Here is a 24,950-nt window from a genome sequence, read left to right as displayed (position 1 = left end):
GCCTGGCGGACTCTCCTGCACCTTTTAACCGGGCTTTTAGCGGCCCGCGCGGCTATTGCAAGCGCCGAGATCGTGAATCCGCCGGCTAAGCCTAAGAAAGCTGTTCGGCATCACCGGCTGGCAACACCTCAGCTCGCCTTGCCGCTGAGAAAGGCCGCAAACTGGTCGATGGTCTGGTCGGCGATCGCCTGCATGGTGGCTGGCGAGACCGACTTCCAGCTGTCGGCGCCCGCGCTGTCGCCGGAACCGGTGGAAGGCGCCTTCATCTGGCCGTTGATACGGTGCAGCCGGTTGCCGGAGGGGTCGTAGACATCCCAGACATAGATGACCGTGGTGTCCTTGCCCTCCGTCATCGCCGAGAAGTAGCCCTTGAGCACATGGGTCGCGGTCTGGTCCTGGCTGCCGGCCAGCGTGATGCCGCGCTGCCTGGCGCGTGTCTGCAGTTCCGCCGTCAGCGGCGTGGCGGCGTCCACCGAAGCGCCGACGATCGGCGCGATCTGCAGCCGGGTCTTCGACAGGATGGCGGCGGCCTGGGCCGAAGTGATGGGCGCGGGCGCGCCCGCCGTCGTGGTGGCCGTCGCGGCCGTGGATGGCGCCGGGGCGGGAACGGAGGCGGCAGCGCTGCCTTGCGCGGCCGGTGCGGAGGCCGCCGGCGGGGTGATGGCGGAAGGTTCGAGGACGTCCTTTGCGTTGGTGCAGGCGGTCAAAGCCAATGCCACAAGCAATGACACGGTCGTCACATGCGATCGTCTCATTTGCCTTCTAACTCCTTGGCGAGGAACGCCTCCCATTATGGATTCACTGCACGATCAAGTCGAGATCATGGCGGGACAGCGGCTTCGGCTGGGATTCGGTGGTCAGGTAGGTGCGGCCAAGCGTCATGGCCGTCTCGGTCTCGGAGTCCATGATGATCATGTGGGCAAACAGCGTCATGTTCGGCGCGATCGGCTCGGGATTGCCCTGGTAGAACATCGGCATGTCCATCCAGGACGGCGTGAAGCGGGCGCCGACCGAATAGCCGCAGGCGTTCAGCCGGTGCTTGGTCAGCCCGTGCGCTTCCATGGTGCGGGCATGGGCGTCGAACACATCGCCGAAGCTGTTGCCCGGCGTCATCGCCTTTTCGACGGCCAGAAGTGCCGCGCGTGCGGCGTCGAACAGCTCCTGATGGCGCTTGGAGACCTTGCCGGTCAGCACCGTGCGCATCATCGGCGCATGGTAGTGATGGAAGACGCCGGCCCATTCGAGCGTCAGCTGGTCGTTCTTGGTGAGCTTGCGGCGTCCGGCCTTGTAGCGGCACAGCAGCGCATCGACGCCGGAGCCGATGATGAACTCGTTGGCCGGATAGTCGCCGCCGCCGGCGAAGATCGCGCCCTGCATGGCGGCCAGGATCAGCGCCTCGTCGCCGCCCTGCTTGATCAGCGGCAGGGCCGCGTCCAGCGCGTCGTCGGAGAGATTGGCTGCCTTTTCGGCCTTGGCGACCTCGGCCGGGCTCTTGAACAGGCGCAGCCGCCCGACGATGCCGGAGGCGTCGGCGATCTGGCCGAAGGTCTGCAACTGCTCGTCCAGGCGGCGGCCATTATAGGCGGTCAGGCCGTGAGTGTCGTATTCGACGCCGATGCGGGCGCCGAGCAGGTCGAGTTCGTTAAGCAGGTTGCGCAGGTCGACCGCGGGATTGGCGCCGTCGCGGTCGGTCCACAGCACGATGTTGTCGATGATCGAAGTTTGGCGCGCCTGGCGCAGATCGGCCGAGCGGGTCAGCAGCACCATCGAGCCGTCGGCCTTGACCACCAGGCACTGGAAGAAACAGAAGCCGAACGTGTCGTAGCCGGTGAGCCAGTACATGCTTTCCTGGGCGAACAGCAGGATGGCGTCGAGCTTTTTCTCGGCCATCTCTATCATCAGCCGGTCGCGCCGCGCGTCGAATTCGGATCGTTCAAAATGCAGCGCCATTATACCTTCTCCAAAACGATTGCCGAAACCTGCCGGCCATAATCGGGCTCCCTGCGGTGCGTGGTGCGCCGGTAGGAGTAAAACAGATCTTCCTCGGCATAGGTGCAGCGGCCAAGGCCATCGGCCGTCACGCCAGCCTTGGCCAGCCGGTCGATCGTGTAGCGGTTGAGGTCGAACATGGCGTGGCCGGGCTGGGCCGAAGGCACGAAATACCGGGCATTTTCGCTGTCGGCCTCGACGAAGCGGGCGACGAATTCGGGCCCGACCTCATAATTTGCAGGGCCGATTGAAGGGCCAAGCACGGCGACGATGTTTTCGCGCCGGGCGCCGAGGCTCTCCATGGCGGCAATGGTGTTTTCGAGCACGCCTGACAAAGCGCCTTTCCAGCCGGCATGCGCCGCGCCGATGATGCGCGCGCCGGCATCCGCGAACAGAACCGGGCCGCAATCGGCGGTCGAGGCCCCGATGGCGATGCCCGGCCGATCGGTGACGATGGCGTCGGCCTTTGGCCGTTCGCGGGCAAAGGGTTCCCTGGCGACGATGACGTCGGGCGAATGGACCTGCCAGGCGGTCAGCAGATGATTTGCGGGCACGCCCATCCAGGCGGCGACACGGGCGCGGTTCTCGGTCACCAGTGCCTGGTCGTCATCCGACCCGGTGCCGATGTTGAGGCCCCGGTAGATGCCCGTGGAGACGCCGCCGATGCGGGTGAAATAGCCGTGGCGGATGCCTTGTGCCTGTGCCTTGTCCAGCAGCGGCGACCGAATGGGATCCGGTTTGGTCTGATTGAGCATGCGGGCGTTGTTGTCCGTGTGGGCGGTTTCGTCAAGGAAAAGCGGCCGGCAGTCCGGCGGCTCTTTTACCGGACGGGAGATTGGGAGGGGTAGCGACGAAAAGTCAATCCGCCGTTGCGAAGGGCCTGACGGAGACGTCGCGTGGAACGACGGCGAGGACCTTGAAGAGTTCGCCCATCGCTTGCGGCCCGGCGAGCCGTTCGACGGCATTCGATATGTTGTCGCGTGCCGCCTGGCCGGCATCGGCGCCCAGCTGGCCGGCGCGCTCCAGAATGCCCATGCCGAGCAGGAAATTGCCCTGCGTCGACAGATGGGCATCGAGACCATGCGCGCGCGCAATCGCTGCAAGAGCGGCGAAATCGACATGGGAGGTAAGGTCTGCTTCGCCAGGATTGGCCAGCACATCTTCGTGATTGTGCCGGCGCAAGGCCTGCAGCGTGTCGCCGACACCGGGCCGCAGATGGCCGTAGTCGAGGAATAGCCCAGCGCCGCCATGAGCGGCGATGCGCTCGGCGATCGCCGCCATCAAGGAGGTGCGGGCGGGCGCGATTTCGACGATCGCGCCTTGCGGCGCGTCGGCCGCATCCCTTGGCAGCAGCGTCGGGTCGACCGAGCCGGCGCCGGCGAAGAAGCAAAGATTGTCGGAATCGTCCAGGCCGACCATGCGCTCGCGCCACTCGGCGCCGGCGCGGACGAACTGGCGGATGGGCACGGCGTCGAACAATTCGTTGCCGACGATCAACAGCGGTTGATGGGACAGGGTCTCGATCGTTTCATGCCAGCCGATCGCGAAGGGTGTCGCTCCAAGCGTCTGCTTCTGGATCTCGGCCAAGCGCGGACTGGTCTCGATCATGGCGAAGGCGGCGCCATTGGCCAAGGCCGGATCGAGCCGCGACAGAGTGCGCAGCATGTCCTTCATCAGCGTGCCACGGCCGGGGCCGATCTCGGCGACGGTGACCGGTATCGGCCGGCCGATCGCCGCCCAAGCCTGGTAAAGCCAGACGGCGACGAGTTCGCCGAACATCTGGCTGATCTCCGGCGCGGTGATGAAGTCGCCGGCCGCGCCGAACGGCTCGCGTGTGGTGTAATAACCATCGCGCGGATCGAACAGGCACAGCGCCATGTATTCGTTGACGGGCATCGGACCGACAGCCTCGATCAGGTCGACGATACGAGCCTTCAGCCGCGTCATGTCGCCTGCGGCTGCGCTTGCGTCATCGGCTTGGCCGTCGCCATCGCCCAGATGCCGGCCAGCACCATCGGCGTCGACAGGATCATGCCCATGGTCAGCCAGTTGGTGCCGAGGAGATAGCCGAGCTGCTGGTCGGGTTCGCGGAAGAATTCCACGAAAATTCGTGACAGGCCGTAGCCGCAGATGAAGGCGCCGCCGACAAAGCGCGGTGTCTTCAGCTTGAGGCGCGAATGGGTAAGGATGCGCAGCACGACAAACAGCACCAGCCCTTCGAGCAAGGCCTCGTAGAGCTGGCTCGGATGGCGGGTGAACGGACCGCCGTTGGGGAATTCGATCGCCCAGGGCACATCGGTGGGCCGCCCCCAGAGCTCGGAATTAATGAAGTTGGCGACGCGCACGAGACCGAGACCGACCGGCACGCCAGCTGCCACGACATCGAACAGCGACCAGGTGCGGATGCCGCGCTTCATGGAAAACAGCGTCATGGCGAGGATGACGCCGAGCAGGCCGCCATGGAAGGACATGCCGCCTTGCCAGACAGCGAAGATGTCGAGCGGATGGGCGATGTAGCGCGCCAGGTCGTAGAACAGGACATAGCCGGTGCGGCCGCCCAGAACCACGCCAATGGCCGCCCAGACGATGAAATCGTCGAGATCCTCAGGCTTCATCGGCAGGACGCCGTCGGGCCAGAGTTTAGGATTGGCGGCGAGCCGCTTGGCATACCACCAGGCAAACAGGATGCCGACGATGTAACCGATGCCGTACCAGTGCACCGCCAGCGGCCCGATCTGGACGAGGATCGGATTGATATTGGGAAAAGGCAGCGAAGCCAGCGGCAGCAGGAAATATTCGTTCAACGGGGAGCTCTCGGTTGCGATCGGCGCGGACCATGCGGCAGGGTTTTGGCAGGGTCAAGGCAAGGTCACGGGGGTCAATGGTCCGGGAACAGATTCGGGTCCAGGAACAGATTCGCTTCCAGTTCCGTCGCCGTGGTGGCGTGCTTACCCCCTGGGCTTGGCGGCCACCACTTCGCGCAAGGCGTCGTTGATCCTGTCCTGCCAGCCGGGACCATCTTCCTGGAAATGATCGAGCACGGCCCGGTCGATCCTGATCGAGACCAGCTCGCGGACATTCGGTGCGGTGGAGGGTTCGCGAGGCGGGGCCGCGGCCGGTTTCTTGACCGGCTTGAAGACTGCTTCGGCGGCTTCCATCGGATTTGTCGGTCTGCGCGGGGGCGTTGCCATTGGTGATCCTGATTGAAACGTGCGTGAAGGGAGACGAGGGCCTTACAATAGGCGAGTTGCCGCTACCAAGTACAGCTTCGGAGCCGTTCGAGAGGCTCCTGCAGGACCCGCGCCCATCATGCGGGCCGTGCGCCATAGCAGCGCGGAGGCCGCATCGGGTCCCAACGTTCTTGCATTCCTGGCGCCACGTCACTAATTCAAATCAAGCAAGCGAGGATTTGCCATGTCGACCGGACCGAACCGCATTCTCGATGAATTCGCCAAGCTGATGACCGATGCGGCCGGTGCCGCTCAAGGTGTGCGGCGTGAGGTGGAGACGGCCTTCAAGGGCCAGGCGGAACGTATCCTCAACTCCATGGATGTCGTGCAGCGCGAGGAGTTCGAGGCCGCGCGCGAGATGGCCGCCAAGGCGAGGGAAGAAAACGGCAGGCTCGCCTCGCGCATCGAGACGCTCGAGGCCAGGATCGCCGAGCTGACCGGTCAGGCCACACCTGCGGCGCCGGCGAAGCCCAAGCCGAAAAAATAATTCGTTAAACTTTTCCACAAAGCACCAGCCTGAAAATCGCTTTGCCGTGAATCGCTTACCGGCATTGCGTGACTCTTTGTGACAGGCACCTTTCCACATGCGAATGACGCAGTGCGAAAAATTGGGCTGTTCACGCGACTCCCGATCAATAGACTGAATTTGTTGCATGATTCGGAGCAGGGTCATGCAACCGGGCGGTGGGGTTCGGTCTGGGGTCTTTGCGTTGATAAGTCCCGGCCGTCCGAGTTCTAGACAAGATTGTTCGTCGTGTGTGCCCCGCGGAGCGTGTGGCGCTCCCCCTGAACACAGGAAGCATTCCATGGAACTTCTCGAACTCGAATTTTCCCGCGAAATCCATCCGGTGGATGTGATCGAGCAGGTGGCCCACAACAATGACTGGTCCTTCGAACGGGCCGGCGATGACGAAATCTCGATCTCGGTTGCCGGCAGCTGGACCGACTATCACGTCTCCTTCTCGTGGATGGAGGATTTCGAGGCGCTGCACCTTGCCTGCGCCTTCGACATCAAGGTGCCGGAAGCCCGCACGCTGGAAGTGATGCGGCTGTTGTCGCTGATCAACGAACAGATGCTATTCGGCCATTTCGACCTGTGGGAGCAGGAAGGCGCGATCATGTTCCGCCAGTCGCTGCTGCTCGCTGGCGGGGTCGAACCCTCGAGCCAACAGGTCGAGGTGCTTTTGTCCTCGGCGCTGGAAGCCTGCGAATGCTATTTCCAGGCTTTCCAGTTCGTCGTCTGGTCGGGAACCTCGGCCAAGGACGCTCTGGCCGGCGTGCTGTTCGAGACCTTCGGCAACGCCTGAGCAGAAGCGTTCGAGATGAGTTCAGACAACGAGCGCAAGCGTGAAATCAGCTTCGCCGATTTCGATCGTGTCGACATCCGTGCCGGCACGATCGTCGAGGCCGAACCGTTTCCAGAGGCGCGCAAGCCGGCCTTCAAGCTGAAGATCGATTTTGGGTCCGAGATCGGAGTGAAGAAGTCCTCGGCGCAGATCACCAAATATTATACGCCCGAGACCTTGATCGGCCGCCAGGTGTTCGCGGTGGTCAATTTCCCGCCGCGCCAGATCGGCCCGTTCATGTCGGAAGTGCTGACGCTCGGCTTTCCCGATGAAGAGGGCGCCGTGGTGTTGGGCGCTATCGAACGCAAGGTGCCGGATGGCGGCAGGCTGTTCTAGGCTTTCCGAGGCCAACCAGAATATCGCCTCGTTCCTTGGCGTCCCCGCCGGCCTGTCGGATCAGGCCGCCAGCTTGCGCGTCGTTCCCAGTGCTTCCCCGACCGCGTCGAGAAACATTTCCGCGCAGGCCTTCCAACTGTAGCGCATGGCGCGCTCGCGGGCCTGGTCGCGGCTGACGTCGAGCGCGGCCAGCGCGGCCTCGCGCAAATCGGTGGAAACAGCACCGCCGACACCATCACCAACGATGTCGATCGGCCCGGTCACCGGGTAGGCGGCGACCGGCGTGCCGCTGGCCAGCGCCTCGATGATGACGTTACCGAAAGTGTCGGTGCGGCTGGGAAAGACGAAGACGTCGGCGGAGGCGTAGATTTCGGCCAGTTCGTCATTGGGGCGATGGCCGAGGAAATGCGCCTTCGGATATTTCGCCTTCAGCTTGGCAAGCTCGGGCCCTTCACCGACGATCACCTTGCTGCCGGGCAGGTCTAGGTCGAGAAAGGCCGACAGGTTCTTTTCGATGGCGACGCGGCCGACACAGAGGAAGACCGGTCCGGGGAAGCCGAGGTTCTTGCGCTTGTCGGGCCGGAAATGCTCGGTGTCGACGCCACGCGTCCAGGGCCTCAGCTTGTTGAAGCCGCGCGCCGTGAGATCGTCGGCGAGCGACTGGGTGGCGACCAGCGTGCCTTGGCCCGAATTGTGGAAATCGCGCAGCCAGCGATAGGCCCAGCTCTCCGGCACCGGCAGGCGGGCGCTGAGATATTCGGGAAAGCGGGTGTGGTAGCTGGTGGTGAACGGCCGGCCGGCATTGCGGCAATGGCGCCGCGCCATGATGCCAAGCGGTCCTTCGGTGACGATGTGGATGTGATCGGCCTTGTAGCCGTCGATCAGGCGCGCGACATGGCCGGGCGTGGTCAGCGCCAGGCGGATGTCGGGGTAGGTCGGCAGGGGCAGGGTGCGAAAGATGTTCGGGGTCAGGAACTCGACCGCGACGTCGAAGGATTTCAGGGTCTCGGTGAGCCGCTCCAGCGTGTGGACGACGCCGTTGACCTGCGGGCGCCAGGCGTCGGTGACCATCACTATGCGCATGGCGGCCCTTTGCTCCGGAGGTCGGCGGTTGCCTTGAAACGATGCCGGAACGGCGACCATGCGGCCGCCCTCGCTTCGCTCCAGCGCACCCTGACGGGTACGGGGTCGAAGTGAGGCGGCAAGGACGAATCAAGTGCGGTCGCGCGCTTCATGCGCGCTCTTGACCATGGTTTCATGACGGGCGGATGAAGCAGACCGTGATCCCGAAAGGTCGAAAGCGGCTTTCAGGCAAGATCATGCCAAATAGAGATCAGGCCGGAACCTTGATCACCGCGCGCAGGCCACCCATCGGGCTGTCGTCGAGCGTGATGTCGCCGCCATGGCTGCGGGCGATGTCGCGGGCGATCGACAGGCCGAGCCCGGTGCCGCTGGCGTCGAGGTTACGGGCTTCGTCGAGCCGCACGAAGGGCTTGAACACGTCTTCGCGCCTGTCGGCCGGAATGCCTGGCCCATTATCGTCGACGGTGACGAGAAGCGAGCCGCGGCCGTGGTCGGCGGTGACCTCAACGGTGCGGGCATAGCGGAAGGCATTGCCGATGACGTTGGACAGCAGCCGCGCGAAGGCGTTCGGCCTGACATGCACGGTCGGATCGCCGGAAAGCGTCGTCGACAGTCTGCATTTGCGCAAGTTCGCTTCTTCGCCAAGCTTCTGGAAATAGGCTTCCAGATCGAAACGTCCCGGGTCCTCCGAGGCCTCGCCCTTGGCAAAGGCGAGATAGCCTTCCAGCATCGACTGCATGTCCTCGATGTCCTGGTCGAGCGCCGCCTTGGTCTCGGCCTTGCCGCCGGCCAACGCCAGCTGCAGCTTGAAGCGAGTAAGGATGGTCCTGAGATCATGGCTGACACCGGTCAGCATGGCCGTGCGCTGCTCGATCTGGCGCTCGATGCGCTCCCGCATCTGGATGAAGGCAAAGCCGGCGCGGCGCACCTCTTCGGCCCCGCGCGGGCGGAAATCGCGCGGCATCGGCCGGCCCTTGCCGAAGCTTTCGGCGGCCGCGGCAAGCGCCAGGATCGGCCGGATCTGGTTGCGCAGGAAGGGGATGGCGATCATCAGGAGCACCAGCGAGGTGCCGACCATCCAGATCAGGAAAATGTGGGTGTTGGAGGCATAGGCCTGGCTGCGGCGCACGAAGACGCGCAGCACCTTGTTCTCGAGCTGGACGCGCACTTCGATGATGTTGGAATTGCCGACAGTGTCGATCCAGAAGGGGCGGTTGATCTGCCGGGTGATTTCGGCGGAGAGAACATCGTCGAGGATAGAGAAGAACGGCTTTGGACCGGGCGGCGGCAGCGGATCGGGCGGCAGAAGATCGACCTTCAGCTGCATGCGATCCTGCGCGATGCGGATGATGTTGGCGTAGTCGGCGTCGTGCGGGTAGGTCTCTATCAGGTCGATGATGGCGGCGATGTCGCGCACGGTGGCCTGCGACAGGCGTTGCGTCACGGTTGCCCAGTGGCGCTCCATGAAATCGAAAGCGACGACCGACTGCAAAAGGATCATCGGCGCGATGACGATGATCAGCGAGCGCGCATAGAGGCGCTTGGGCATGTAAAGCGAAACCAGGCGCCAGAACCGGTTCCAGATGCGCGGCACCGCCTTGAGCGACCGTGTGGCGCGTGCACTCAAGCCGTCATTGTCCGGCTGTTCCAGTTCCGTGGTCGCCATTGGCTCTTTTCATCCGTCGGCGGTATTGGATTGGGATGACGTTTGGCTGAATCGTCATCCTGATCCAACTCTTTGTTGGAGCATGATCTTTTCCGAAAACCGGTTCCCACTTTTCGGGACCATGCACTTGGGCCGCCGCCGGCATTCTATTCCACGCTGAGCCGATACCCAATACCGCGCACGGTCTGCAGCCAGACCGGATTGGACGGATCGCGCTCGATCTTGCGGCGCAGCCGGTTGATCTGGACGTCGATGGTGCGCTCGCCGACTTCCGAATCGTCGCCGACGAGTTCGTGGCGGGGGATGGTTTCGCCGGCGCGCGCGGCGAAGATCGCCAGGATCTCCTGTTCGCGGTCGGTCAGCTTCAGCGCCTCGCCGCCGCGCTTCAGTTCGCGCCTGGCGATCTGGAAGGTGTAGGGGCCGAACACCAGCTGCTCGACCTTGGGCGTCGCCGCCGGGCCGCCACGGCGCAGGATGTTGTTGATGCGCAGGATCAGCTCGCGCGGGTCGAAGGGTTTTGGCAGGTAGTCGTCGGCGCCGGCTTCGAGCCCCGAGATGCGGCTGTCGGTCTCCGACAAGGCCGTCAGCATCAGGATCGGCACGTTCTTCTCGGCGCGCAGCGCCTTGGTGAGATCGACGCCACTTTCTCCCGGCATCATCACGTCGAGCACGAGCAGGTCGAAATCGAGGCCGGCGAGCTTGCGGCGGGCCTCGCCGGCATTGCCGGCGACGGTGACGCGAAAGCCGTTTTCGGTCAGATACTGCTTGAGAAGATTGCGAATGCGGGTGTCGTCGTCGACCACGAGCAGATGTGGTGCGTCGTCATCCGGTGCGGCCGCGGTGTCGACCCTCTCAGTGCTCTCCATGGCTTTTCCCTGACATTTTTGCGGACCCAACGTCGATCTGAGCTCTCAGTTCCGGATTGACCATTGCTTCGAGGAAGCGTTCCACCAAGGTCCGTTCGGTGGCGCCGGAATCTTCCAATGCAGCACGGATGCGGCGTGACTGTGGCCGCGCCAGCGCCAGCGCCAGCGCACGGCCCTTGGCCGTCGGATAGAGTTCGCGCTGGCGACGGTCGCGCGGACCCTGCAACTGCACGACGTGATCGGTGTCGATCAATTGCTTCAGCACACGCGCCAGGCTCTGCTTGGTTATCTTCAGCACCTCGAGCAGTTCGGCGACGGTCAGGCCCGGCCGGCGGTTGACGAAATGCAGCACGCGGTGGTGGGCGCGGCCGAAGCCGTAGTCGGCCAGGATCTGATCGGGATCGGAGGTGAAGTCGCGATAGGCGAAGAAGAAGAGTTCGATGAGAGCGAAGTCGATGCCGTCCTCGCTGGTGATCGCGGTCCTGATCGGTTTTCCGGCAGCTGGGCTTTTGTCCGTCATCATTTCTCCATGGGAAGAGGAGATTATGTCAGTACTATTGACGTAATTTCCCTGCAATGGTAATTTTTGACAAGCTTTTGGGCGGATTGCGAACGAAAAGGCGAGGCAAGCCGGTTTTTCCGGAACTTCCTGAGTTTGCCAGGGCGCGATTATCCGCTTACGCTTCCAGAGACCGGCCGGCGTCTCCAACCACATGGCGCTGCCAAAAGAACACGCAACAACACTAGGATATGCGGGTCGCGACCCGCGGGAGGTTACCATGGCATCCGTTCCCTTCGATCAACTGGACGGCTTCATCTGGATGAATGGCGCGTTCGTCCCGTGGGGGGACGCCAAGATTCATGTGCTGACCCACGGCCTGCATTACGCCAGCGCGGTCTTCGAGGGTGAGCGCGCCTATGGCGGCGAGATCTTCAAGCTCAACGAGCATACGGAACGCCTGCATGAATCGGCACGCCTGCTCGGCTTCAAGATTCCCTATTCGGTGGCCGAGCTCAACGACGCGTCGACCACGCTCCTGAAGAAGCAGGGCTTCCAGGACGCCTATGTCAGGCCGATCGCCTGGCGCGGCAGCGAGCAGATGGGTGTTTCGGCGCAAAACAACCGCATCAACGTCGCCATCGCCATTTGGCAATGGCCGAGCTATTTCGACCCGGCGCAGAAGCTGAAGGGCATCCGTCTCGATGTGGCGGAATGGCGCCGGCCCGATCCGCGCACGGCGCCGTCGCGGTCGAAGGCCGCCGGCCTCTACATGATCTGCACCATGTCCAAGCATGCCGCCGAGGCCAAGGGCTATGCCGACGCCATGATGCTCGACTGGCGGGGCCAGGTCGCCGAAGCGACCGGCGCCAACATCTTCTTCGTCAAGGACGGCAAGATCCACACGCCCAAGCCCGATTGCTTCCTCGACGGCATTACCCGCCGCACGGTCATTGGTCTCGCCAGGGATCGCGGCCTGGAGATCATCGAACGCGCCATCCTGCCGGAAGAACTGGAAGGGTTCGAGCAGTGCTTCCTGACCGGAACGGCAGCGGAAGTAACCCCGGTTTCGGAGATCGGCCCTTACCGATTCGAAGTCGGCGAGATCGCCAAGAATCTCATGAACGACTATTCTATCGCCGTTCAACCCAAGCATGCTATCGCCGCAGAATAACGATAGTCACAGCTTTTCGCGCAAGCAGGGGCGGTTTTCGGGCCGCCCCTTTTATTTCAGCGTTTCTGCATTTGACTTTCCTCCAATTCGGCGTCTCATGATGGTGTCGGCCCGGGAGGCTGGCAGCTATGGAGGGACTAATCATATGGACATGAACACGCTTCTTCCGATCATCATTCAGATCATCACAGGCATCATTGGTGGTCAGGCGGTCGGCGCGGCGATCAAGACGGCGGCAATGGGTCAGCTTCCCAAAATCCTGGGCGGAGCCATCGGCGGTGTCGGCGGCGCGGCGATCCTCGGCAGCCTGCTTGGCGGCGGTGCGATCAGTCCTGACGCGGCCGCGGCGGCGACCAGCGGCCTGGGCAGCGCGCTCAACCTGCAGAACATCGTCGGTGGCGCCGGCGGTGGCGCGATCCTGACCGGCATTCTCGGCGCGGTCATGGGCGCCATGAAGAAATAAGCCTGCCGATCTCGGGCTTCGCAGAATGGGCGGCTTCGGCCGCCCATTCCTTTGGAGACGCACTGTTTGGCCTTCCGGCTGTGGACGGTTTTGAGCGATGCCTCTACATGATCGCTGACACAGCGAAAGGACGATCATGGGTCAGCTCAATGCCGGCATCGTGCCGGTCACACCGTTCCAGCAGAACTGCACCATCCTGTTCGACATGGAGGACAAGCATGGCGTCGTCGTGGATCCGGGCGGCGACATCGACAAGGTGCTGGCAACGTTGAAGGACAACGCGATCGCGGCCGAGGCGATCTGGATCACCCACGGTCATATCGATCATGCCGGCGGCGCCATGGAACTGAAGGAAGCACTCGGCGTCGAGATCATCGGCCCGCATGAAGCCGACAAGATGCTGCTCGACAATCTGGAAAACCAGGGCAGGCGCTACGGCATCGGCGGTGTGCGAAACTGCGTGCCTGATCGGTTCCTCGCCGAAGGCGAGACGGTGTCGTTCGGCGGCCATGTGTTCGAGGTGCTGCATTGTCCCGGCCACGCACCGGGCCACGTCGTCTATTATAACCGCGCCGCCAAATTCGCCCATGTCGGCGATGTTTTGTTTCGCGGCTCGGTCGGCCGCACCGACCTGCCCGGCGGCGACCATGCGGCCCTCATCGCCTCGATCAAAAACAAGCTGTTGCCGCTCGGCGACGACATCGGCTTCATCTGCGGCCATGGCCCCGGCGGGCGTTTTGGCGAGGAACGGCGAACCAACCCGTTTTTGACCTGAATGAGATGGGGACCGCTGCCGGAAGCCCAACAAACCGACAACAAAAAAGCGCTGGCCTTGCGGTCAGCGCATTTTTGTTTGGGGCAGGGAAGCCTCAGTTGGCGGTGCAGAAATGCTGTTCGCCGTCGCTGCCGGTGAAGGTGCCGGTACGGGAATTGAAGGTGCGGTAGCGGTCCGAGCAGTACTCGTACCAGCCGCGCGTCCACGGTTCGGCGTAACGGTCGGCATAGACCACCTGCGGTTCCGCGTAGTAGCGGCGGACCGGGGCAGGGCGCACCCGCACGTCACGATCGTAGTAACCGTCATCGTAATAACGGTCGGAATCGGGCGGTGGCCGGTCATTGGCCAATGCGCCACCGATCAATGCGCCGGCGGCAAGGCCGAGAACGCCGGCTGCCACGGCATCGCCATGGCCATGGCCGTGATGGTGCCAACGGCGCCAGTCATCGGCATTGGCCGCCGAGAAGGTCCCCAGCGTGGTGGCGACCACGGCTGCGGACAGCACGGCTGTCTTGAAAATGCGGTTCATCTTGGTCTCCTTCGTACCGGACCGTGCAGTTTCTTGCAGGGGATGCAGTCCGGCTTTACGAATGACTAATATGGGACCGTGGCTGAACGGGGGCTGAACGAAAATTTGGCCGCACGCATTCTTTCACCGCCTCAAAACCGCACCTTTCGGCGCGGACCTGACTGTCGGAGCCGGTCCGAAGCCGGCTCAGCCGACCGACAGGTTGACGGCCTTGGGTCCCTTGCCGCGCTTGTCCGGCTCGGTGTCGAATGTCACTTTCTGCCCATCTTCGAGACCGGGGAGACCCGACGCCTGCACGGCCGAAATATGGACGAAGACATCCTTCGCGCCATCATCCGGTGTGATGAAGCCGAAGCCCTTGGCATGGTTGAAGAATTTGACGGTGCCGGTCTGCGGCATGGGAAGCTCCTTTGATCCCATAAACTCCAGTCTCGGGCCGGCAAATGCCCGAATGCAAATTTGTCCTTTATTTTAGCGCTATCGGCAAGAGAAAGTTTTGCTGGCACTTAAAGCACGTCGCTTTAAGTGCTTGTTTTGATGCGCGTCATTGGCCCGGACCCGGGATGAACTTCCGGATGAGATGAGTCTGCGCTGCGCGGCGGACATGAAAAAGGCGCGGCGAAAACCGCCGCGCCTTTCAAAAATCCGTCTGCCTGCCCAGGTGCTGGTCAAGCTCCTCGTTCGCCCATCCGCCTGGGATGCGCGCGCGCCGATTGCTCAGGCTGCGCGCAGGTTGACCGCCTTCGGGCCCTTGCCCATGCGGTCCGGCTCGACGTCGAAAGTGACCTTCTGGCCATCGACGAGCGTGCGCAGGCCCGAGGCCTCGATCGCTGAAATGTGGACGAACACGTCCTTGGCGCCGCCGTCGGGCGTGATGAAACCGAAGCCTTTGGTCGCATTGAAGAATTTAACGGTGCCGGTCTGGGCCATTGGGGAAACTCCTTCACCCGTTCAGTCTTGGTGGTCCTGCCCGCCACCTGGCGTCGAGGGCAGTTCCTGGTGGTTGCTTTCGGCAGTCATGCATTGGCGCATGGTCAAACCCCCCGCCGAAAAACGGGGCCGTCAGAGATTCACAGTATCGGGGAAAGGTCGTCCAAAACGTTCCGCTCTCCGGGTCGCAAATGCCCGAACACAGAATTTATCGCACGGAAACGTGAAGGTTGCAAGATAGCGCCGCGGGCCGCCGCCATGGGCGCATCCCGACGCAAAAATCGACCGATCAAAGCGTCGACCGGCCGCAAATAGGCTTCGTTGGCGGAAGGGTCATCGGCCCACAGCACCGGTCATGGATGGGCCAGGAGCGACGATTGCCGGGGACGCGGCTGGGGCCCACCGGTTCGGGTGTCGTTCTCTACAGAACCCGCAAACAAGGGTTGCAATTGGCGGTGGAATGACGACGATCACGCCATTGGGTGACTGATCCAAATCTTGTTTTGATCGATATCATCATCAACGAACCGCCACGCAGTCTTGGGCGGTACGGACCGGGACGGGGATCGAGGGAGAGACGATCATGAGGTTTCTTGCGGCGATCTTTTCACGGCAGGTTTTTGCCGTCCTTTTCCTGTCGGCAATTCTTGCCGCCTGCACGGTCGTCGTCGATGACGGACCTGGGCCGCGACCGCGTCCGCCGCGCCCTGAACCGCAATTCTGCACCAAGCAATACGAGCCGGTCTGCGCCCGGCGCGGCGGAGATCGCCAGACCTTCGCCAATGCCTGTCTGGCCGATCGGGCGGGTTACCGCATCGTGCGTGACGGCGCCTGTCACGGCGGTGATGGCGGTGGCGGCGGTGGCGAGCAGACGTTCTGCACCCGCGAATATGCTCCGGTGTGCGCCCGCCGGCATGGAGAGATGCGCACCTTCCCCAACGCCTGCGAGGCGCGGGCCTCGGACTACCGCATCGTCGGCGTGGGGCCGTGCTGAGATTCTGCCGTCTCCCGCATGAGGGGAAGGCCATTATTTGTCCACGCCAACATAAGCTTTGCTCTTGAGCAGGCCGGCCAGATGAGCAGCGTTTGAGGCCGCCATTTCGATGGCTTCGGTAACCTTGGCGGGGGTTTTCGGCAGGTCGAAGTAATTGACGTCATGCATGGCTTCACCGACCCAGTAGACGCCGCCATTGGCGGGAATGGTGAAGCCGACATCGTTCAGCGCCTGGAAGCACTCCGCATGGCAATGATGCGCGCCGTCCTCGTTGCCGACGATCGCCACTAGGGCCACCTTGCCGGCGGCCGGCATGCGGCCCTTGTCGTCGGTCTCCTCGAGAAAGGCGTCCATCCGCTCCATGACGCGCTTGGCGACGCTCGATGGTTGGCCCAACCAGATCGGCAAGCCGAGAATGAAGATATCGGCGGCCAGGATCTTTTCGCGCAGGCCAGGCCAGTCGTCGCCCCTGCCCATGTCGGAGAGCACGCCAGGCTTGATGTCATGATCAAGCGTGCGCACGACCTCGCCTTCCACGCCATGCGGTTTGAGCGCCGCGAGCAGATCGGCGATGATCTTGTCGGTGGACGATTTTTCCTTGTCGCCGGATGCTTTCAGCGAACAGTTGAGGGCAAAGACGGTGAGGGACATCGCAAAACTCCTGCATCTGGTGTGCAGGCTCAACGCCGCGAGGCGTTTGCGGTTGCGCGGTGTGTCGGCTGGCCTCCGCTCAGCTGGCCGGATTGTCGGCCAGTTCGAGATTGTCTTCCGTGGTGACCCGTTCGTGGGTCTCCTGGTCGCTGCGGATGCGGTATTGCGGGGAACCGTCCTTGACCGGCAGCCTGCTCTTGATCTCGAACAGTTCCGCGGCCTTGTTGACCAAGCCGGTCCGGCTTTTCATCCGCACGGTCTGGCCGATGGCGAAGAGATGCGAGGGGGTGTCGGTGCGCGGTCGCGCATTCTGTTGAAAACGGATCATGCTGCATTCTCCCGGTCGCGCACCAGCGCGGTTTCGAGGTCCAGGTGGTCGATGGCGACGAGCTGGCTGGTGAGCGGGTTGTTCACCGCCTTTGCCGGCAGATGGATGAAGGTGGCGACGCGGCGCCAGGCAAGCCGCGACATGCCCTCGATCAACTCCTCGTCGTGATCGATGTCGTAGTCGCCGGCCGGCAGTTGTCCTTCCAGGCCACCGAGCATGAATGGCGCGGTGAAATGGGCGATGGAACGGGTGGTGCGGTCGGGCATTGTCCTGGCCTTTTGGGATGAGATTGGCGGGTCGAGAACCTCTGACGCCGCGAGATGCCAATTCTGGCCCAAACCGTATGTGATATATAGTCCAAATCGGCGCTCTATTCAAGAATAATAACGGAATTCCTTGCTTCGATTTGAAAAATAGACGGACATAAATTTTGGAATAAATCTGCTATGTCTGCGGATATCTTCGAAAATTTCTTCGGGATGTGCCGAGTTTTTCCTCGGCGCTTATGTTTTTATTTTTTCAAAAAGGGATAAAGCCATGGATTCAATCAGAACTTCGAAAGGGAAGAGCATGGCGATCAATCCGATCGTCAGGTCAATCGCCACGTACCCCATTGGCGCTGCCGGAAAGCCGATGGCCGTCCAGTCGGCGCGGCTGACCATCAGAAGGGACGAGGCGGCAAGGCGAACGATCTCCGATACCGATGGAACTGTGAGGCGGGCCAGGCAGGTTGCAGAGACCAATCGCCTGATTTGATCGCTTTCGCCGCGACGTGAGGCGCAGAATCAAGCAAAGCCTTGAACCTGTAACGCCGATGGCCTAGATCGCGGCAGGCGCACGAACACGGTAGGTGTCCCATCAACAGAGATCAGAGAAGAGCGGCGGGTGCGGGGACCAAGCCTGGCGCGGCCAAGTCTGGCGGGGGAGGACAGCCGCCGCTGGGCCTCGACCAGTATGTGCAGCAGGCATTGCAACTGCACCAGGCCGGGCGCCGGCAGGAGGCCGAGGCGATCTACCGCCAGGTGCTGACGCGTCAGCCCAAACACGCGGCCGCGGCGCATTTCCTGGGGTTGCTGCTGCACCAGACGGGGCGCAGCGAAGAAGGCATGGATTTCCTCGAACAGTCGGTTCAGCTGCAGCCGACCAATCCCGACTTCCTCAACAATCTCGGCACGGTGATGCGCGATCTGGGCCGTGTCGCGGCGGCGATCGATTTCTTCCGCGGCGCGGTGGACCTGCGGCCGGAGCAGCTCGCGGCGCGCGACAATCTCGGCTCGTCGCTTAAGCAGATCGGCCGGTTCGACGAGGCCGAGGACATCTATCGCGGCACGGTGCAGCGCAATCCATTCCACGTGCGCGCCCGTATCGGGCTTGCCGAAACCCTGCAGGAAGCCGGACGCCTCGACGAGGCGCTGGCTGTCTTCCAGGAGGCACTGACCATCCGGCCTAGGGATGCCGACCTGCTGCACGGACTGGGCGTCGGGCTGATGGAAAAGGGCAAGCTCGACGAGGCGACCGGCCTGTTCCGGCAGGCGGTGGCGATCCAGCCCGGCATGGCCCGCGCGTGGCTGATGCTGACGCAGGTCAAGCGCCAGAAGGAGCGCGATGCCGAAATGGCTGGCATGGAGGCGCAGCACGCCAAGGCGCCTCAGGACAGCCTGGCACGCATGCAGCTGTCGTTTGGCCTCGGCAAGGCCAATGACGATCTCAAGGATTATGGCAGGGCCTTCGACTATTTCGCCGAGGGCAATGCCATCCGCCGCAAGGGCATCGACTACGACCCGGTGAAGACGCGCGCCGAATTCGAGGCAATGAAGACGGTGTTCGATGCCGGTTTCTTCGAAAAGCACAGACCGAGCCCGATTGCCGACGACGCGCCGATCTTCGTCGTCGGCATGCCGCGTTCGGGTACGACGCTGGTCGAACAGATCATCGCCAGTCACCCCCAGGTCTATGGCGCGGGTGAGCTCAGCATCCTGAAGACGGCGGTCGGCAAGCAGTTCCCGTCGAACATGCCAGGCGGCTTCCCCTGGGGCGTGGCCGACACGGACGATAGGGATTTCGCCGAGGCGGGGCAGGCCTATCTGGACATGCTGCATGCCCGATATCCGCATATGCGCCACGTCACCGACAAGATGCCGGGCAACTTCCTGCTTGTCGGCTTCATCCACATGATGCTGCCGAAGGCCAGGATCATCCATTGCGCCCGCGATGCGGCGGCGACATGCCTGTCGATCTACAAGGTGCATTTCCGCGGCGACAGCCACCGCTATGGCTATGACCTCGGTGAGCTCGCCGATTTCCACAATCTCTACACCGACATCATGGCGCATTGGCACAAGGTGCTGCCCGGCGTCGTGCACGATGTGCGCTACGAGGATTTCGTCGCCGACCAGGATGGGCAGAGCCGGGCGCTGATCGACTATCTCGGCCTGCCATGGGACGATGCCGTGCTGTCGTTCCACGAGACCGACAGGCCGGTGCGCACGGCGTCGGCCGCGCAGGTGCGCCAGCCCATGTACCAGGGCTCGGTCGATCTGTGGAAGCGCTATGGCGACAGGCTGAAACCACTGCTGGATAAGCTCGGATAGGCCGATAGCGCGGTAAGGCCGGCCTGCGAACGGCGGTCGAGCTGTCTCAAAGTTCCATGAAGGGCTGGAAGCCGCCGAAGATCATGCGCTTGCCGTCGAACGGCATCGTGGCCATATCGCGCTGCAGACGAGGGTCGGCCATCACCTTGGCCATCACCGCATCGCGATCCTGCCTGGATTTGTATACGGCCCAGGAGAAAACGACGATTTCATCATCCTTGGCCTGAACGGCACGCGGAACGAGGTGATTTCGCCATAGGGCACGTCGTCGCCGATGCATTCGACATAGGCGAGCGCGCCATGTTCCATCCATATGGGGCCTGCGAGGTTGGCGAGCTTTTTATAGTCATCGAGATTTGCCTTCGGCACGGCAAGCACGAAGCCATCAACATAGGACATGGTGGTCTCCTCTTTGCTGAATTCGAACGCCGGGTCGGCGGGGATACACCCGGCGCGATTGGGCGCATCCCCTCGGCGAGGGGCGCGCTCGCTAAAGCCTATTCCGTCGGTGCGTTCATTGCCCAGGCGACGCCGAAGGGGTCCTTCACCTGGCCCCAGCGGTCGCCCCAGAACATCACCTGCAGCGGCGTGACGGCCTCGCAGCCGGCGTCGACGGCGCGCTTCCACCAAGCGTCGATATCATCCTTGCCGAGATGGAGCTGCAGCGTATAGCCCTGCGCCACCTGGTGCGGATGGCCGTGTTCCGGATAGGCGTCGCCCAGCATCAGTGTCGAGCCGTTGATATAGAGATGGATATGCATGGTGCGGCCTTTTTCGTCCGCCGGGTAGGCAAAGACTTCCTCGGCCCCGAAAGCCTTCTTGTAGAACTCGGCCGCCTTGATGGCACCGTCGACCTGAAGATAGGGGGTCAATCCGCCAAGCACTTTTGGCCGGGGTGGGGTCTGGTCGGTCATTGCATGTTCCTCTTCACGTTTGTTTGGCCTTGCGGACCACAGGACGGATGAGATGACGGCAATCCTACAGGACGCCGAAAATTTTTGGCCGGGCGACAACCGATGGGTTGGGAAGGCGTGCAACGAACTTGCGTCGGCGGCTTCCAATCAGAGCGCAATTCTCTCGGCTCCCAAGCTAAAAGAGTTGGATTGCGCGCCGCCTACTCAGCCCGGAGACGACAATGATCCTCTATTATCAGACCCACTCACCTTTCGCGCGCAAGGCGCTGGTCTTCGCGCATGAGGCAGGCGTCGCCGATCAGCTCCAGGTCATTCATCACGAAACCAGCCCGACCTTGCACAACGCCAGTGTCCACGCCGAAAACCCGCTAGGCCAAGTGCCGGTGCTGCTGCGTCCGGGTGCGCCGGCGATCTTCGATTCCGACGTCATCTGCGCCTATCTCGATACGCTGCATGATGACCGGAAGTTGCTGCCGCAGGTCGGCGAGGCACGCTGGCAGGCGTTGCGGCTGCAATCGGCCGCCCAAGGCCTTGCGCAGACGGGCATCGCCTTGCGCTGGGAGACGGAAAGGAGACCCGAACAGCTGCGCTATGATGCTCTTGCCGAAGGATATCGGCAGAAGATCGAGGCGACCTACGACTGGGCCGAGGGCGCCCTTGACGACGAGGCGCCGCTCCATGTTGGACATATTGCGCTAGCCACCACGCTGTCCTGGATGGCGTTCCGTCATCTTCCGTCGTTTGGTTCGCGGGCGCGGCTGACGCGCTGGTTCGAGGCTTTCGAAAGGCGTGCGTCGATGCGTGCGACGCCGCTTTCGGGCGATACACATGATTGATTCGCGCTCGCCTGAGAGGCGGCGAGCGTCAACGGTTGTTCCGCGTGTCGAGGATTTCCGGAAAGCCGATATCCTTGCGCAGCGCGGCGGGCAGCGACAGCAGGATGCGTTCGCTGCGGTGACGGGCGCGCGCCGCGGCATACCGGGTTGCGATGCGGCCGATGGATGACAGGACGGACATGACGAATTCTCCCTGGTTTGGCGCCGGCATCATCGTGTCGGCATCCCAAGGACGGGGCCGCAACGGGCGATCCGACAGATTGCCCGGAAAATTTTTTGTCAGCATTTACATCTCGTTCAGGCGTCGCCGAGGAGAGCCTATGCGACCTTGAGCGTGGGAATAGCCGAAACATCGACCTCACGCTCGGCGTGCCAGGCATCGAAAGCCGCCTGCATCCGAAGCCAGATCGCGGCGCCGTCGCCGAACAGCTTCCCAAGGCGAGCGGCCACCGCCGGCGAAACCGGCTTCCTTTCGCGGATAATGTCATAGAGCTGCTGCCGGGATATCCCGAGCAGATTTGCAATTTCCACCTTGGTCTTTCCAGTTGCCGGGATAATGTCCTCAAGCAGCGCTCCCGGGTGGGAGGGGCAACGCTCGATCGGACGCGTCGGCTCGTGCACGGTCATACGTCGAACTTCTCCAATCTGGCCGCCTCAGTGATATTGCTCGAAATCGACGCGGGCGGCGTCGTTACCGTCGAATTCAAATTTAATGCACCACGGACCATTGACGTGGACCGTGTAGCGGATGGGATCGAGGCCTTTCAGCGAATGGAAGTCGAAGCCGGGAAGGTTCATCTCCTCCGGCTTTTCCGATGCTTCCAGGCGGTCAAGCCGAACAAGGATGCGCTTGTGCATCTTGGCATCGATCTTGCCGGTTTTTCCGGTTTGAAAAAGGTCGGACAGCGCCTTGTTCTTGAACGATTTGATCATGACATATGTAAACAGATCGCTTACACAAATCAAGAACCTGTAAGCAAATAATTTACAGGCATGCCGATCTCCCGCCGCTCAGCCGGTTCCCTCAGCCACCTCGCGGAAGAAGCTCTCCGGATCCTCGACTTCGGTCAGCTTCCGCTTCTCGATCAGCCAGAAGCGGTTGCCGATGGCGCGGATGAAGGAGCGGTCGTGCGAGGCGAGCAGACAGCTTGCCTGGTGCTTCAGCAACTCCTCCTCCAGCGCTTCCTGGCCGTCTATGTCGAGATGGTTGGTGGGCTCGTCGAGCAGATAGAAATTGGGATTGGCGAGCCTGAGCGCCAGCATCATCAGCCGTGCCTTCTGGCCGCCCGACAGAACACCGATCTTTTTCTCCTGCATCTCGATGACCACGCCGGCGCCGGCAAGCAGCGAGCGGGCGCGCTGTTCGCCGACATCGTAACGGCGCGAGACCATCGCCAGCGGCGTGTCGTCGCCGCTGATGCCCGACAGCGCCTGGTCGCTGTAGCCGAGCACGGTGGACGGCGTCACCTTCACATTCCGCACCGTGTCCGGCTCGAGGATGGCGTTGCGGATCATGGTGACGAAGCGCGACTTGCCGACGCCGTTGCGGCCGAGCAGCACGATCCGGTCGCCCTGGCAGATGTGGCGCTTGCCGGTCCTGAACAGCAGCGTGCCGTCGGGCGTTTCGACCGCCGCGTCGTCAAGCGTGATCAGCACCTTGGCGTGGGTATCGCGATTGGCGAGTTTAATCGCGCCCGCCGATTTCTCGCGATGCGCCGGATTGGCGGCCTCTTCCAATTTTTCCGCGCGCTGGTTGAGTTGCTTGGTCTTGACCGTCAGCAGGTCGCTGCCGGAATTGATGCCGATATTGTTGAGCTTGGCCGCCTGCCGGCGCAATTGCTGCGCCACCTTCATGTCGCGCTGGAACTTTCGTTCGGTCGACGCGTCAACCTCGTCCAGCGCCTCCCTGGCGCGGGAATAGGGGAGGGAGAACACCGGCGACTGTTCCGGGCGCAGGAACAGCGTCCGGTTGGTGGTGGCGTCTAGGAAGGCGCGGTCATGGCTGGCGATGATGACGGGCACCTCGCGCGGCAGCGCGTTGAGCCAGGTTTCCAATTGGCTGATGCGCGCAAGGTCGAGATGGTTGGTCGGCTCGTCGAGCAAAAGCATGTCGGGATCGGTGACCCAGACGCGGGCGATCAGCGCCAGCCGCTGCCAGCCGCCGCTCAGTGCCTGCATTTCTCGCCCGCGCATCGGCTCGGGCACGTCAAGCGAATCGAGAACGACGTCGACACGCCACATCTCGCTGTCGGCCTGTTCGGGCGGTAGCGCGTCAGCCACAACCTCGTAGAAAGTGCGGCCAAGCAGGGCAGAGGCAATAGACTGCTCGACATGGCCGACACGCAGACCGCGCGTGCGGGTGATGTCGCCTGTCGTCGGCTCCAGTTCGCCGGTCAGGCATTTGAGCAAGGTCGACTTGCCGCGGCCGTTGGCGGCGACGATGCCGAGCCGGTCGCCGTTGCCGATGCTGAGGTCGAGATTGGAAAAGAGCGGCGCACTCATGGTGACGCCGAGGGATTTGAGGCTGATCAGGGCCATTTTGATTTCTCTGGTCTTGCCGGAATGCCGGCTCATGCACTTTGACGGTGCGCGTGCCGGCCATCAGGCCAGGCGTTGCGTACCACGAAGGGCAGACCAAAAAATCGAAGCGGGAGAAAACCCGGACCGTCCCTGGTCAGCCCTGCAAGCTGGCTCGCAGGGCGCAAATCGGGCCACGCTGACGATGGTGACGATAGAACGTAAACACGTGAGCCCTCCTTTCGAGACGTTCGAGTGTGACGACTGGCTACACCAAAGGCGAGGCTGATGGCAAGGCCGCCGCTTTCAAGCGGCGCGGGAAGGGGTCCAGCACCAGTATGCAGCCGCCGATGATTGCCACCGCGCCGAAGCCCTGGATCAGGGTCAGCGACTCGCCGAGCACAATCGTTCCAGCCAGCACCGCGATCGTGGTCACGGCGAATTCGACGCTGATGGTCCTGGTGGCTCCGATGCTGGCCACCAGCCGGAAATACACGACATAGGTCAATGCGCTCATCACGCAGGCCAGTATGGCCAGGTAGAGGAAGTCGACAGGGCGCGGCATGGCCGGCACCGGCACGGCGAGCAGCAGCGGCAGCGTCATCAGGCCGCCGAACAGGAAGGCGGCGCTGGTGAGTTCCAGCGAGCCGGCCGAGCGCAAATGGCGATTGGCGTAGTTGCTGCCGAATGCCGCCGAGAAGGAACTGAACAGCGAGGCGGCACAGCCGATCGCAAAGGATGCGGTGACCGGAACGGCGGGGAAACCGACCAGGACGATGATGCCGGCAGCGCCGAGCAGCAGTCCGGCCAGGCCGCGAACAGCGATGCGCTCAAGCCCCCAGAGCTGGCCGATGATCATCGAGAACAGCGGGATGGCGGCAACCAGGATGGCCGCCATCGCCGTGCCGATGCGCGGCGTGGCATAGGACAGGCCGATCAGCTGCGCCGCCACCGTCGTCGCGCCGACCATGGCGAAATGCCGCCAGCCGGCGCTGAAATCCAGCCGTCGCCGCGTCGCGGCGGCAAGCAGAAAGAGCGTGATGCCGGCGATCAGCGCCCGCAAGGTGACCGCGCCGACCCAGCCAAAGGCATGCACCACCTTGAGCAGCACCAGGAACGACAGTCCCCAGGTGACAGCCAGGAAGACGTAGGCGGCGATGTCTCTGGGTTTCATGGGGGAGTTGGCTGATGGTTTTCGGAGCGGAAGAGCAGAATTGAAAGGCCCGTATAGGT

Annotated in this window: 32 protein-coding genes and 1 pseudogene; 9 read left to right on the top strand and 24 right to left on the bottom strand. The window is 62.8% G+C overall.

All coding sequences use genetic code 11. From position 1 onward, the window contains the following. Positions 1-128: 128 nt before the first annotated feature. From FJ936_RS05135 to FJ936_RS05110, 6 genes are all read right to left on the bottom strand, one after another. Positions 129-755 carry a hypothetical protein gene (locus FJ936_RS05135; protein ID WP_141906195.1) on the bottom strand — a complete coding sequence of 209 codons (627 nt, stop codon included), beginning with the start codon at positions 753-755 and terminating at the stop codon, positions 129-131. 43 nt (positions 756-798) lie between these two features. Then, positions 799-1,950: a Xaa-Pro peptidase family protein gene (locus tag FJ936_RS05130; RefSeq protein ID WP_015316092.1), complete on the bottom strand. Its 1,152-nt coding sequence runs from the start codon at positions 1,948-1,950 to the stop codon at positions 799-801. After that, complete coding sequence (gene pgeF / locus FJ936_RS05125; RefSeq protein WP_140793065.1) at positions 1,950-2,744, bottom strand: peptidoglycan editing factor PgeF; 795 nt, start codon at positions 2,742-2,744, stop codon at positions 1,950-1,952. Before pgeF ends, FJ936_RS05130 begins: the two co-directional genes overlap by 1 nt. A gap of 103 nt (positions 2,745-2,847) precedes the next feature. Next, a complete protein-coding gene (locus tag FJ936_RS05120; protein ID WP_141906194.1) occupies positions 2,848-3,936 on the bottom strand; it encodes a class I SAM-dependent methyltransferase in 1,089 nt (362 codons plus the stop codon). Then, positions 3,933-4,793, bottom strand: a complete 861-nt coding sequence (lgt, locus tag FJ936_RS05115; RefSeq protein ID WP_140793455.1) for a prolipoprotein diacylglyceryl transferase — start codon at positions 4,791-4,793, stop codon at positions 3,933-3,935. Before lgt ends, FJ936_RS05120 begins: the two co-directional genes overlap by 4 nt. Before the next feature lie 144 nt (positions 4,794-4,937). Next, entirely contained in the window at positions 4,938-5,180 is a 243-nt protein-coding gene (locus tag FJ936_RS05110) for a BrnA antitoxin family protein (protein ID WP_140617702.1), read from the bottom strand. A gap of 223 nt (positions 5,181-5,403) precedes the next feature. On the opposite strand from FJ936_RS05110, the gene FJ936_RS05105 reads away from it, so the two are divergent. The 3 genes from FJ936_RS05105 to FJ936_RS05095 all read left to right on the top strand — a co-directional run bounded on the left by FJ936_RS05105 (position 5,404) and on the right by FJ936_RS05095 (position 6,901). Next, positions 5,404-5,706 carry an accessory factor UbiK family protein gene (locus FJ936_RS05105; RefSeq protein WP_015316097.1) on the top strand — a complete coding sequence of 101 codons (303 nt, stop codon included), beginning with the start codon at positions 5,404-5,406 and terminating at the stop codon, positions 5,704-5,706. 319 nt (positions 5,707-6,025) lie between these two features. Then, a complete protein-coding gene (locus FJ936_RS05100; RefSeq protein ID WP_015316098.1) occupies positions 6,026-6,526 on the top strand; it encodes a YbjN domain-containing protein in 501 nt (166 codons plus the stop codon). 15 nt (positions 6,527-6,541) lie between these two features. Further along, positions 6,542-6,901: a tRNA-binding protein gene (locus FJ936_RS05095; protein WP_140793453.1), complete on the top strand. Its 360-nt coding sequence runs from the start codon at positions 6,542-6,544 to the stop codon at positions 6,899-6,901. Between the two features lie 60 nt (positions 6,902-6,961). On the opposite strand, the gene FJ936_RS05090 is transcribed toward FJ936_RS05095, so the two are convergent. The 4 genes from FJ936_RS05090 to FJ936_RS05075 form a co-directional block, all read right to left on the bottom strand. After that, positions 6,962-7,984, bottom strand: coding sequence for a glycosyltransferase family 1 protein (locus tag FJ936_RS05090; protein WP_140793451.1), 1,023 nt, complete (start codon positions 7,982-7,984; stop codon positions 6,962-6,964). A gap of 250 nt (positions 7,985-8,234) precedes the next feature. Beyond that, on the bottom strand, positions 8,235-9,650 hold the full coding sequence (locus FJ936_RS05085; protein WP_140793449.1) for an ATP-binding protein: 1,416 nt from the start codon (positions 9,648-9,650) through the stop codon (positions 8,235-8,237). A gap of 146 nt (positions 9,651-9,796) precedes the next feature. Then, positions 9,797-10,516 carry a response regulator transcription factor gene (locus FJ936_RS05080; RefSeq protein WP_023770265.1) on the bottom strand — a complete coding sequence of 240 codons (720 nt, stop codon included), beginning with the start codon at positions 10,514-10,516 and terminating at the stop codon, positions 9,797-9,799. Next, on the bottom strand, positions 10,503-11,036 hold the full coding sequence (locus tag FJ936_RS05075; RefSeq protein WP_181171510.1) for a MarR family transcriptional regulator: 534 nt from the start codon (positions 11,034-11,036) through the stop codon (positions 10,503-10,505). The genes FJ936_RS05080 and FJ936_RS05075 overlap by 14 nt, the downstream gene beginning before the upstream one ends. Before the next feature lie 259 nt (positions 11,037-11,295). On the opposite strand from FJ936_RS05075, the gene FJ936_RS05070 reads away from it, so the two are divergent. The 3 genes from FJ936_RS05070 (at position 11,296) to FJ936_RS05060 (ending at position 13,427) form a co-directional block, all read left to right on the top strand. Further along, positions 11,296-12,189 carry a branched-chain amino acid aminotransferase gene (locus FJ936_RS05070; protein ID WP_140617704.1) on the top strand — a complete coding sequence of 298 codons (894 nt, stop codon included), beginning with the start codon at positions 11,296-11,298 and terminating at the stop codon, positions 12,187-12,189. Between the two features lie 145 nt (positions 12,190-12,334). Next, complete coding sequence (locus tag FJ936_RS05065) at positions 12,335-12,652, top strand: hypothetical protein (protein WP_015316105.1); 318 nt, start codon at positions 12,335-12,337, stop codon at positions 12,650-12,652. A gap of 136 nt (positions 12,653-12,788) precedes the next feature. Then, positions 12,789-13,427, top strand: a complete 639-nt coding sequence (locus FJ936_RS05060) for an MBL fold metallo-hydrolase (RefSeq protein ID WP_015316106.1) — start codon at positions 12,789-12,791, stop codon at positions 13,425-13,427. A 94-nt stretch (positions 13,428-13,521) separates the two neighbouring features. Here FJ936_RS05060 and FJ936_RS05055 read toward each other — a convergent pair whose 3' ends face one another. From FJ936_RS05055 to FJ936_RS05045, 3 genes are all read right to left on the bottom strand, one after another. Continuing rightward, the gene (locus tag FJ936_RS05055; RefSeq protein WP_015316107.1) at positions 13,522-13,956 is read right to left on the bottom strand and encodes a BA14K family protein; all 435 of its coding nucleotides are present in this window, start codon (positions 13,954-13,956) and stop codon (positions 13,522-13,524) included. A 186-nt stretch (positions 13,957-14,142) separates the two neighbouring features. Beyond that, complete coding sequence (locus tag FJ936_RS05050; protein ID WP_008877668.1) at positions 14,143-14,355, bottom strand: cold-shock protein; 213 nt, start codon at positions 14,353-14,355, stop codon at positions 14,143-14,145. Positions 14,356-14,673: 318 nt separating this feature from the next. After that, entirely contained in the window at positions 14,674-14,886 is a 213-nt protein-coding gene (locus tag FJ936_RS05045) for a cold-shock protein (protein WP_006202520.1), read from the bottom strand. Positions 14,887-15,469: 583 nt separating this feature from the next. Here FJ936_RS05045 and FJ936_RS05040 point away from each other — a divergent pair. Continuing rightward, positions 15,470-15,880, top strand: coding sequence for a Kazal-type serine protease inhibitor domain-containing protein (locus FJ936_RS05040; protein ID WP_140793447.1), 411 nt, complete (start codon positions 15,470-15,472; stop codon positions 15,878-15,880). Between the two features lie 33 nt (positions 15,881-15,913). Here FJ936_RS05040 and FJ936_RS05035 read toward each other — a convergent pair whose 3' ends face one another. From FJ936_RS05035 to FJ936_RS30440, 4 genes are all read right to left on the bottom strand, one after another. After that, complete coding sequence (locus tag FJ936_RS05035) at positions 15,914-16,531, bottom strand: NAD(P)H-dependent oxidoreductase (protein ID WP_140793445.1); 618 nt, start codon at positions 16,529-16,531, stop codon at positions 15,914-15,916. Between the two features lie 79 nt (positions 16,532-16,610). Then, the gene (locus FJ936_RS05030) at positions 16,611-16,859 is read right to left on the bottom strand and encodes a hypothetical protein (RefSeq protein ID WP_015316110.1); all 249 of its coding nucleotides are present in this window, start codon (positions 16,857-16,859) and stop codon (positions 16,611-16,613) included. Next, positions 16,856-17,125 carry a hypothetical protein gene (locus FJ936_RS05025; RefSeq protein ID WP_015316111.1) on the bottom strand — a complete coding sequence of 90 codons (270 nt, stop codon included), beginning with the start codon at positions 17,123-17,125 and terminating at the stop codon, positions 16,856-16,858. Before FJ936_RS05025 ends, FJ936_RS05030 begins: the two co-directional genes overlap by 4 nt. A gap of 237 nt (positions 17,126-17,362) precedes the next feature. Continuing rightward, on the bottom strand, positions 17,363-17,602 hold the full coding sequence (locus FJ936_RS30440; RefSeq protein ID WP_181171509.1) for a hypothetical protein: 240 nt from the start codon (positions 17,600-17,602) through the stop codon (positions 17,363-17,365). Between the two features lie 225 nt (positions 17,603-17,827). Here FJ936_RS30440 and FJ936_RS05015 point away from each other — a divergent pair, with 225 nt between their 5' ends. Continuing rightward, positions 17,828-19,450 (top strand): sulfotransferase, encoded by a 1,623-nt coding sequence (locus FJ936_RS05015; RefSeq protein ID WP_224720670.1) that lies wholly within the window; start codon positions 17,828-17,830, stop codon positions 19,448-19,450. A gap of 46 nt (positions 19,451-19,496) precedes the next feature. Here FJ936_RS05015 and FJ936_RS05010 read toward each other — a convergent pair. Together FJ936_RS05010 and FJ936_RS05005 are read right to left on the bottom strand one after the other, a co-directional pair. Then, positions 19,497-19,849 (bottom strand): annotated as a pseudogene (locus FJ936_RS05010) (DUF1428 domain-containing protein). Positions 19,850-19,947: 98 nt separating this feature from the next. Then, entirely contained in the window at positions 19,948-20,364 is a 417-nt protein-coding gene (locus FJ936_RS05005; RefSeq protein WP_140721732.1) for a glyoxalase/bleomycin resistance/extradiol dioxygenase family protein, read from the bottom strand. A 221-nt stretch (positions 20,365-20,585) separates the two neighbouring features. On the opposite strand from FJ936_RS05005, the gene FJ936_RS05000 reads away from it, so the two are divergent. Beyond that, positions 20,586-21,200, top strand: coding sequence for a glutathione S-transferase (locus tag FJ936_RS05000; protein WP_015316116.1), 615 nt, complete (start codon positions 20,586-20,588; stop codon positions 21,198-21,200). Positions 21,201-21,228: 28 nt separating this feature from the next. On the opposite strand, the gene FJ936_RS30435 is transcribed toward FJ936_RS05000, so the two are convergent. The 5 genes from FJ936_RS30435 to FJ936_RS04975 all read right to left on the bottom strand — a co-directional run bounded on the left by FJ936_RS30435 (position 21,229) and on the right by FJ936_RS04975 (position 24,891). Beyond that, the gene (locus tag FJ936_RS30435; RefSeq protein ID WP_015316117.1) at positions 21,229-21,486 is read right to left on the bottom strand and encodes a hypothetical protein; all 258 of its coding nucleotides are present in this window, start codon (positions 21,484-21,486) and stop codon (positions 21,229-21,231) included. A gap of 32 nt (positions 21,487-21,518) precedes the next feature. Then, complete coding sequence (locus FJ936_RS04990) at positions 21,519-21,827, bottom strand: HigA family addiction module antitoxin (protein ID WP_015316118.1); 309 nt, start codon at positions 21,825-21,827, stop codon at positions 21,519-21,521. 27 nt (positions 21,828-21,854) lie between these two features. Then, on the bottom strand, positions 21,855-22,133 hold the full coding sequence (locus FJ936_RS04985) for a type II toxin-antitoxin system RelE/ParE family toxin (protein ID WP_140721735.1): 279 nt from the start codon (positions 22,131-22,133) through the stop codon (positions 21,855-21,857). A 78-nt stretch (positions 22,134-22,211) separates the two neighbouring features. Then, a complete protein-coding gene (locus tag FJ936_RS04980) occupies positions 22,212-23,738 on the bottom strand; it encodes an ABC-F family ATP-binding cassette domain-containing protein (RefSeq protein WP_141906193.1) in 1,527 nt (508 codons plus the stop codon). 247 nt (positions 23,739-23,985) lie between these two features. Next, the gene (locus FJ936_RS04975) at positions 23,986-24,891 is read right to left on the bottom strand and encodes a DMT family transporter (RefSeq protein WP_140713659.1); all 906 of its coding nucleotides are present in this window, start codon (positions 24,889-24,891) and stop codon (positions 23,986-23,988) included. Positions 24,892-24,950: the final 59 nt, after the last annotated feature.

This window comes from Mesorhizobium sp. B2-4-13 (assembly GCF_006658535.1).
Lineage (GTDB): Bacteria > Pseudomonadota > Alphaproteobacteria > Rhizobiales > Rhizobiaceae > Mesorhizobium > Mesorhizobium australicum.
The sequence above is the reverse complement of the archived record's forward strand: the minus strand, read 5'-3'. Positions and strand labels throughout refer to the sequence as shown.

What these genes read in the sequence shown, in the direction of transcription:
- FJ936_RS05025 (WP_015316111.1), bottom strand. Translation starts at nt 17,125, where the DNA reads ATGCCCGACCGCACCACCCGTTCCATCGCCCATTTCACCGCGCCATTC.
- FJ936_RS05070 (WP_140617704.1), top strand. Translation starts at nt 11,296, where the DNA reads ATGGCATCCGTTCCCTTCGATCAACTGGACGGCTTCATCTGGATGAAT.
- FJ936_RS05045 (WP_006202520.1), bottom strand. Translation starts at nt 14,886, where the DNA reads ATGGCCCAGACCGGCACCGTTAAATTCTTCAATGCGACCAAAGGCTTC.
- FJ936_RS05000 (WP_015316116.1), top strand. Translation starts at nt 20,586, where the DNA reads ATGATCCTCTATTATCAGACCCACTCACCTTTCGCGCGCAAGGCGCTG.
- FJ936_RS05100 (WP_015316098.1), top strand. Translation starts at nt 6,026, where the DNA reads ATGGAACTTCTCGAACTCGAATTTTCCCGCGAAATCCATCCGGTGGAT.
- FJ936_RS05130 (WP_015316092.1), bottom strand. Translation starts at nt 1,950, where the DNA reads ATGGCGCTGCATTTTGAACGATCCGAATTCGACGCGCGGCGCGACCGG.
- FJ936_RS05090 (WP_140793451.1), bottom strand. Translation starts at nt 7,984, where the DNA reads ATGCGCATAGTGATGGTCACCGACGCCTGGCGCCCGCAGGTCAACGGC.
- FJ936_RS05095 (WP_140793453.1), top strand. Translation starts at nt 6,542, where the DNA reads ATGAGTTCAGACAACGAGCGCAAGCGTGAAATCAGCTTCGCCGATTTC.
- FJ936_RS05110 (WP_140617702.1), bottom strand. Translation starts at nt 5,180, where the DNA reads ATGGCAACGCCCCCGCGCAGACCGACAAATCCGATGGAAGCCGCCGAA.
- FJ936_RS04990 (WP_015316118.1), bottom strand. Translation starts at nt 21,827, where the DNA reads ATGACCGTGCACGAGCCGACGCGTCCGATCGAGCGTTGCCCCTCCCAC.
- FJ936_RS30435 (WP_015316117.1), bottom strand. Translation starts at nt 21,486, where the DNA reads ATGCTGACAAAAAATTTTCCGGGCAATCTGTCGGATCGCCCGTTGCGG.
- FJ936_RS05050 (WP_008877668.1), bottom strand. Translation starts at nt 14,355, where the DNA reads ATGCCGCAGACCGGCACCGTCAAATTCTTCAACCATGCCAAGGGCTTC.
- FJ936_RS05075 (WP_181171510.1), bottom strand. Translation starts at nt 11,036, where the DNA reads ATGACGGACAAAAGCCCAGCTGCCGGAAAACCGATCAGGACCGCGATC.
- FJ936_RS05085 (WP_140793449.1), bottom strand. Translation starts at nt 9,650, where the DNA reads ATGGCGACCACGGAACTGGAACAGCCGGACAATGACGGCTTGAGTGCA.
- FJ936_RS05055 (WP_015316107.1), bottom strand. Translation starts at nt 13,956, where the DNA reads ATGAACCGCATTTTCAAGACAGCCGTGCTGTCCGCAGCCGTGGTCGCC.
- FJ936_RS05005 (WP_140721732.1), bottom strand. Translation starts at nt 20,364, where the DNA reads ATGACCGACCAGACCCCACCCCGGCCAAAAGTGCTTGGCGGATTGACC.
- FJ936_RS04975 (WP_140713659.1), bottom strand. Translation starts at nt 24,891, where the DNA reads ATGAAACCCAGAGACATCGCCGCCTACGTCTTCCTGGCTGTCACCTGG.
- FJ936_RS04985 (WP_140721735.1), bottom strand. Translation starts at nt 22,133, where the DNA reads ATGATCAAATCGTTCAAGAACAAGGCGCTGTCCGACCTTTTTCAAACC.
- pgeF (WP_140793065.1), bottom strand. Translation starts at nt 2,744, where the DNA reads ATGCTCAATCAGACCAAACCGGATCCCATTCGGTCGCCGCTGCTGGAC.
- FJ936_RS05120 (WP_141906194.1), bottom strand. Translation starts at nt 3,936, where the DNA reads ATGACGCGGCTGAAGGCTCGTATCGTCGACCTGATCGAGGCTGTCGGT.
- FJ936_RS05065 (WP_015316105.1), top strand. Translation starts at nt 12,335, where the DNA reads ATGGACATGAACACGCTTCTTCCGATCATCATTCAGATCATCACAGGC.
- FJ936_RS05040 (WP_140793447.1), top strand. Translation starts at nt 15,470, where the DNA reads ATGAGGTTTCTTGCGGCGATCTTTTCACGGCAGGTTTTTGCCGTCCTT.
- FJ936_RS05030 (WP_015316110.1), bottom strand. Translation starts at nt 16,859, where the DNA reads ATGATCCGTTTTCAACAGAATGCGCGACCGCGCACCGACACCCCCTCG.
- FJ936_RS05135 (WP_141906195.1), bottom strand. Translation starts at nt 755, where the DNA reads ATGAGACGATCGCATGTGACGACCGTGTCATTGCTTGTGGCATTGGCT.
- FJ936_RS05060 (WP_015316106.1), top strand. Translation starts at nt 12,789, where the DNA reads ATGGGTCAGCTCAATGCCGGCATCGTGCCGGTCACACCGTTCCAGCAG.
- FJ936_RS04980 (WP_141906193.1), bottom strand. Translation starts at nt 23,738, where the DNA reads ATGGCCCTGATCAGCCTCAAATCCCTCGGCGTCACCATGAGTGCGCCG.
- FJ936_RS05035 (WP_140793445.1), bottom strand. Translation starts at nt 16,531, where the DNA reads ATGTCCCTCACCGTCTTTGCCCTCAACTGTTCGCTGAAAGCATCCGGC.
- FJ936_RS05080 (WP_023770265.1), bottom strand. Translation starts at nt 10,516, where the DNA reads ATGGAGAGCACTGAGAGGGTCGACACCGCGGCCGCACCGGATGACGAC.
- FJ936_RS05105 (WP_015316097.1), top strand. Translation starts at nt 5,404, where the DNA reads ATGTCGACCGGACCGAACCGCATTCTCGATGAATTCGCCAAGCTGATG.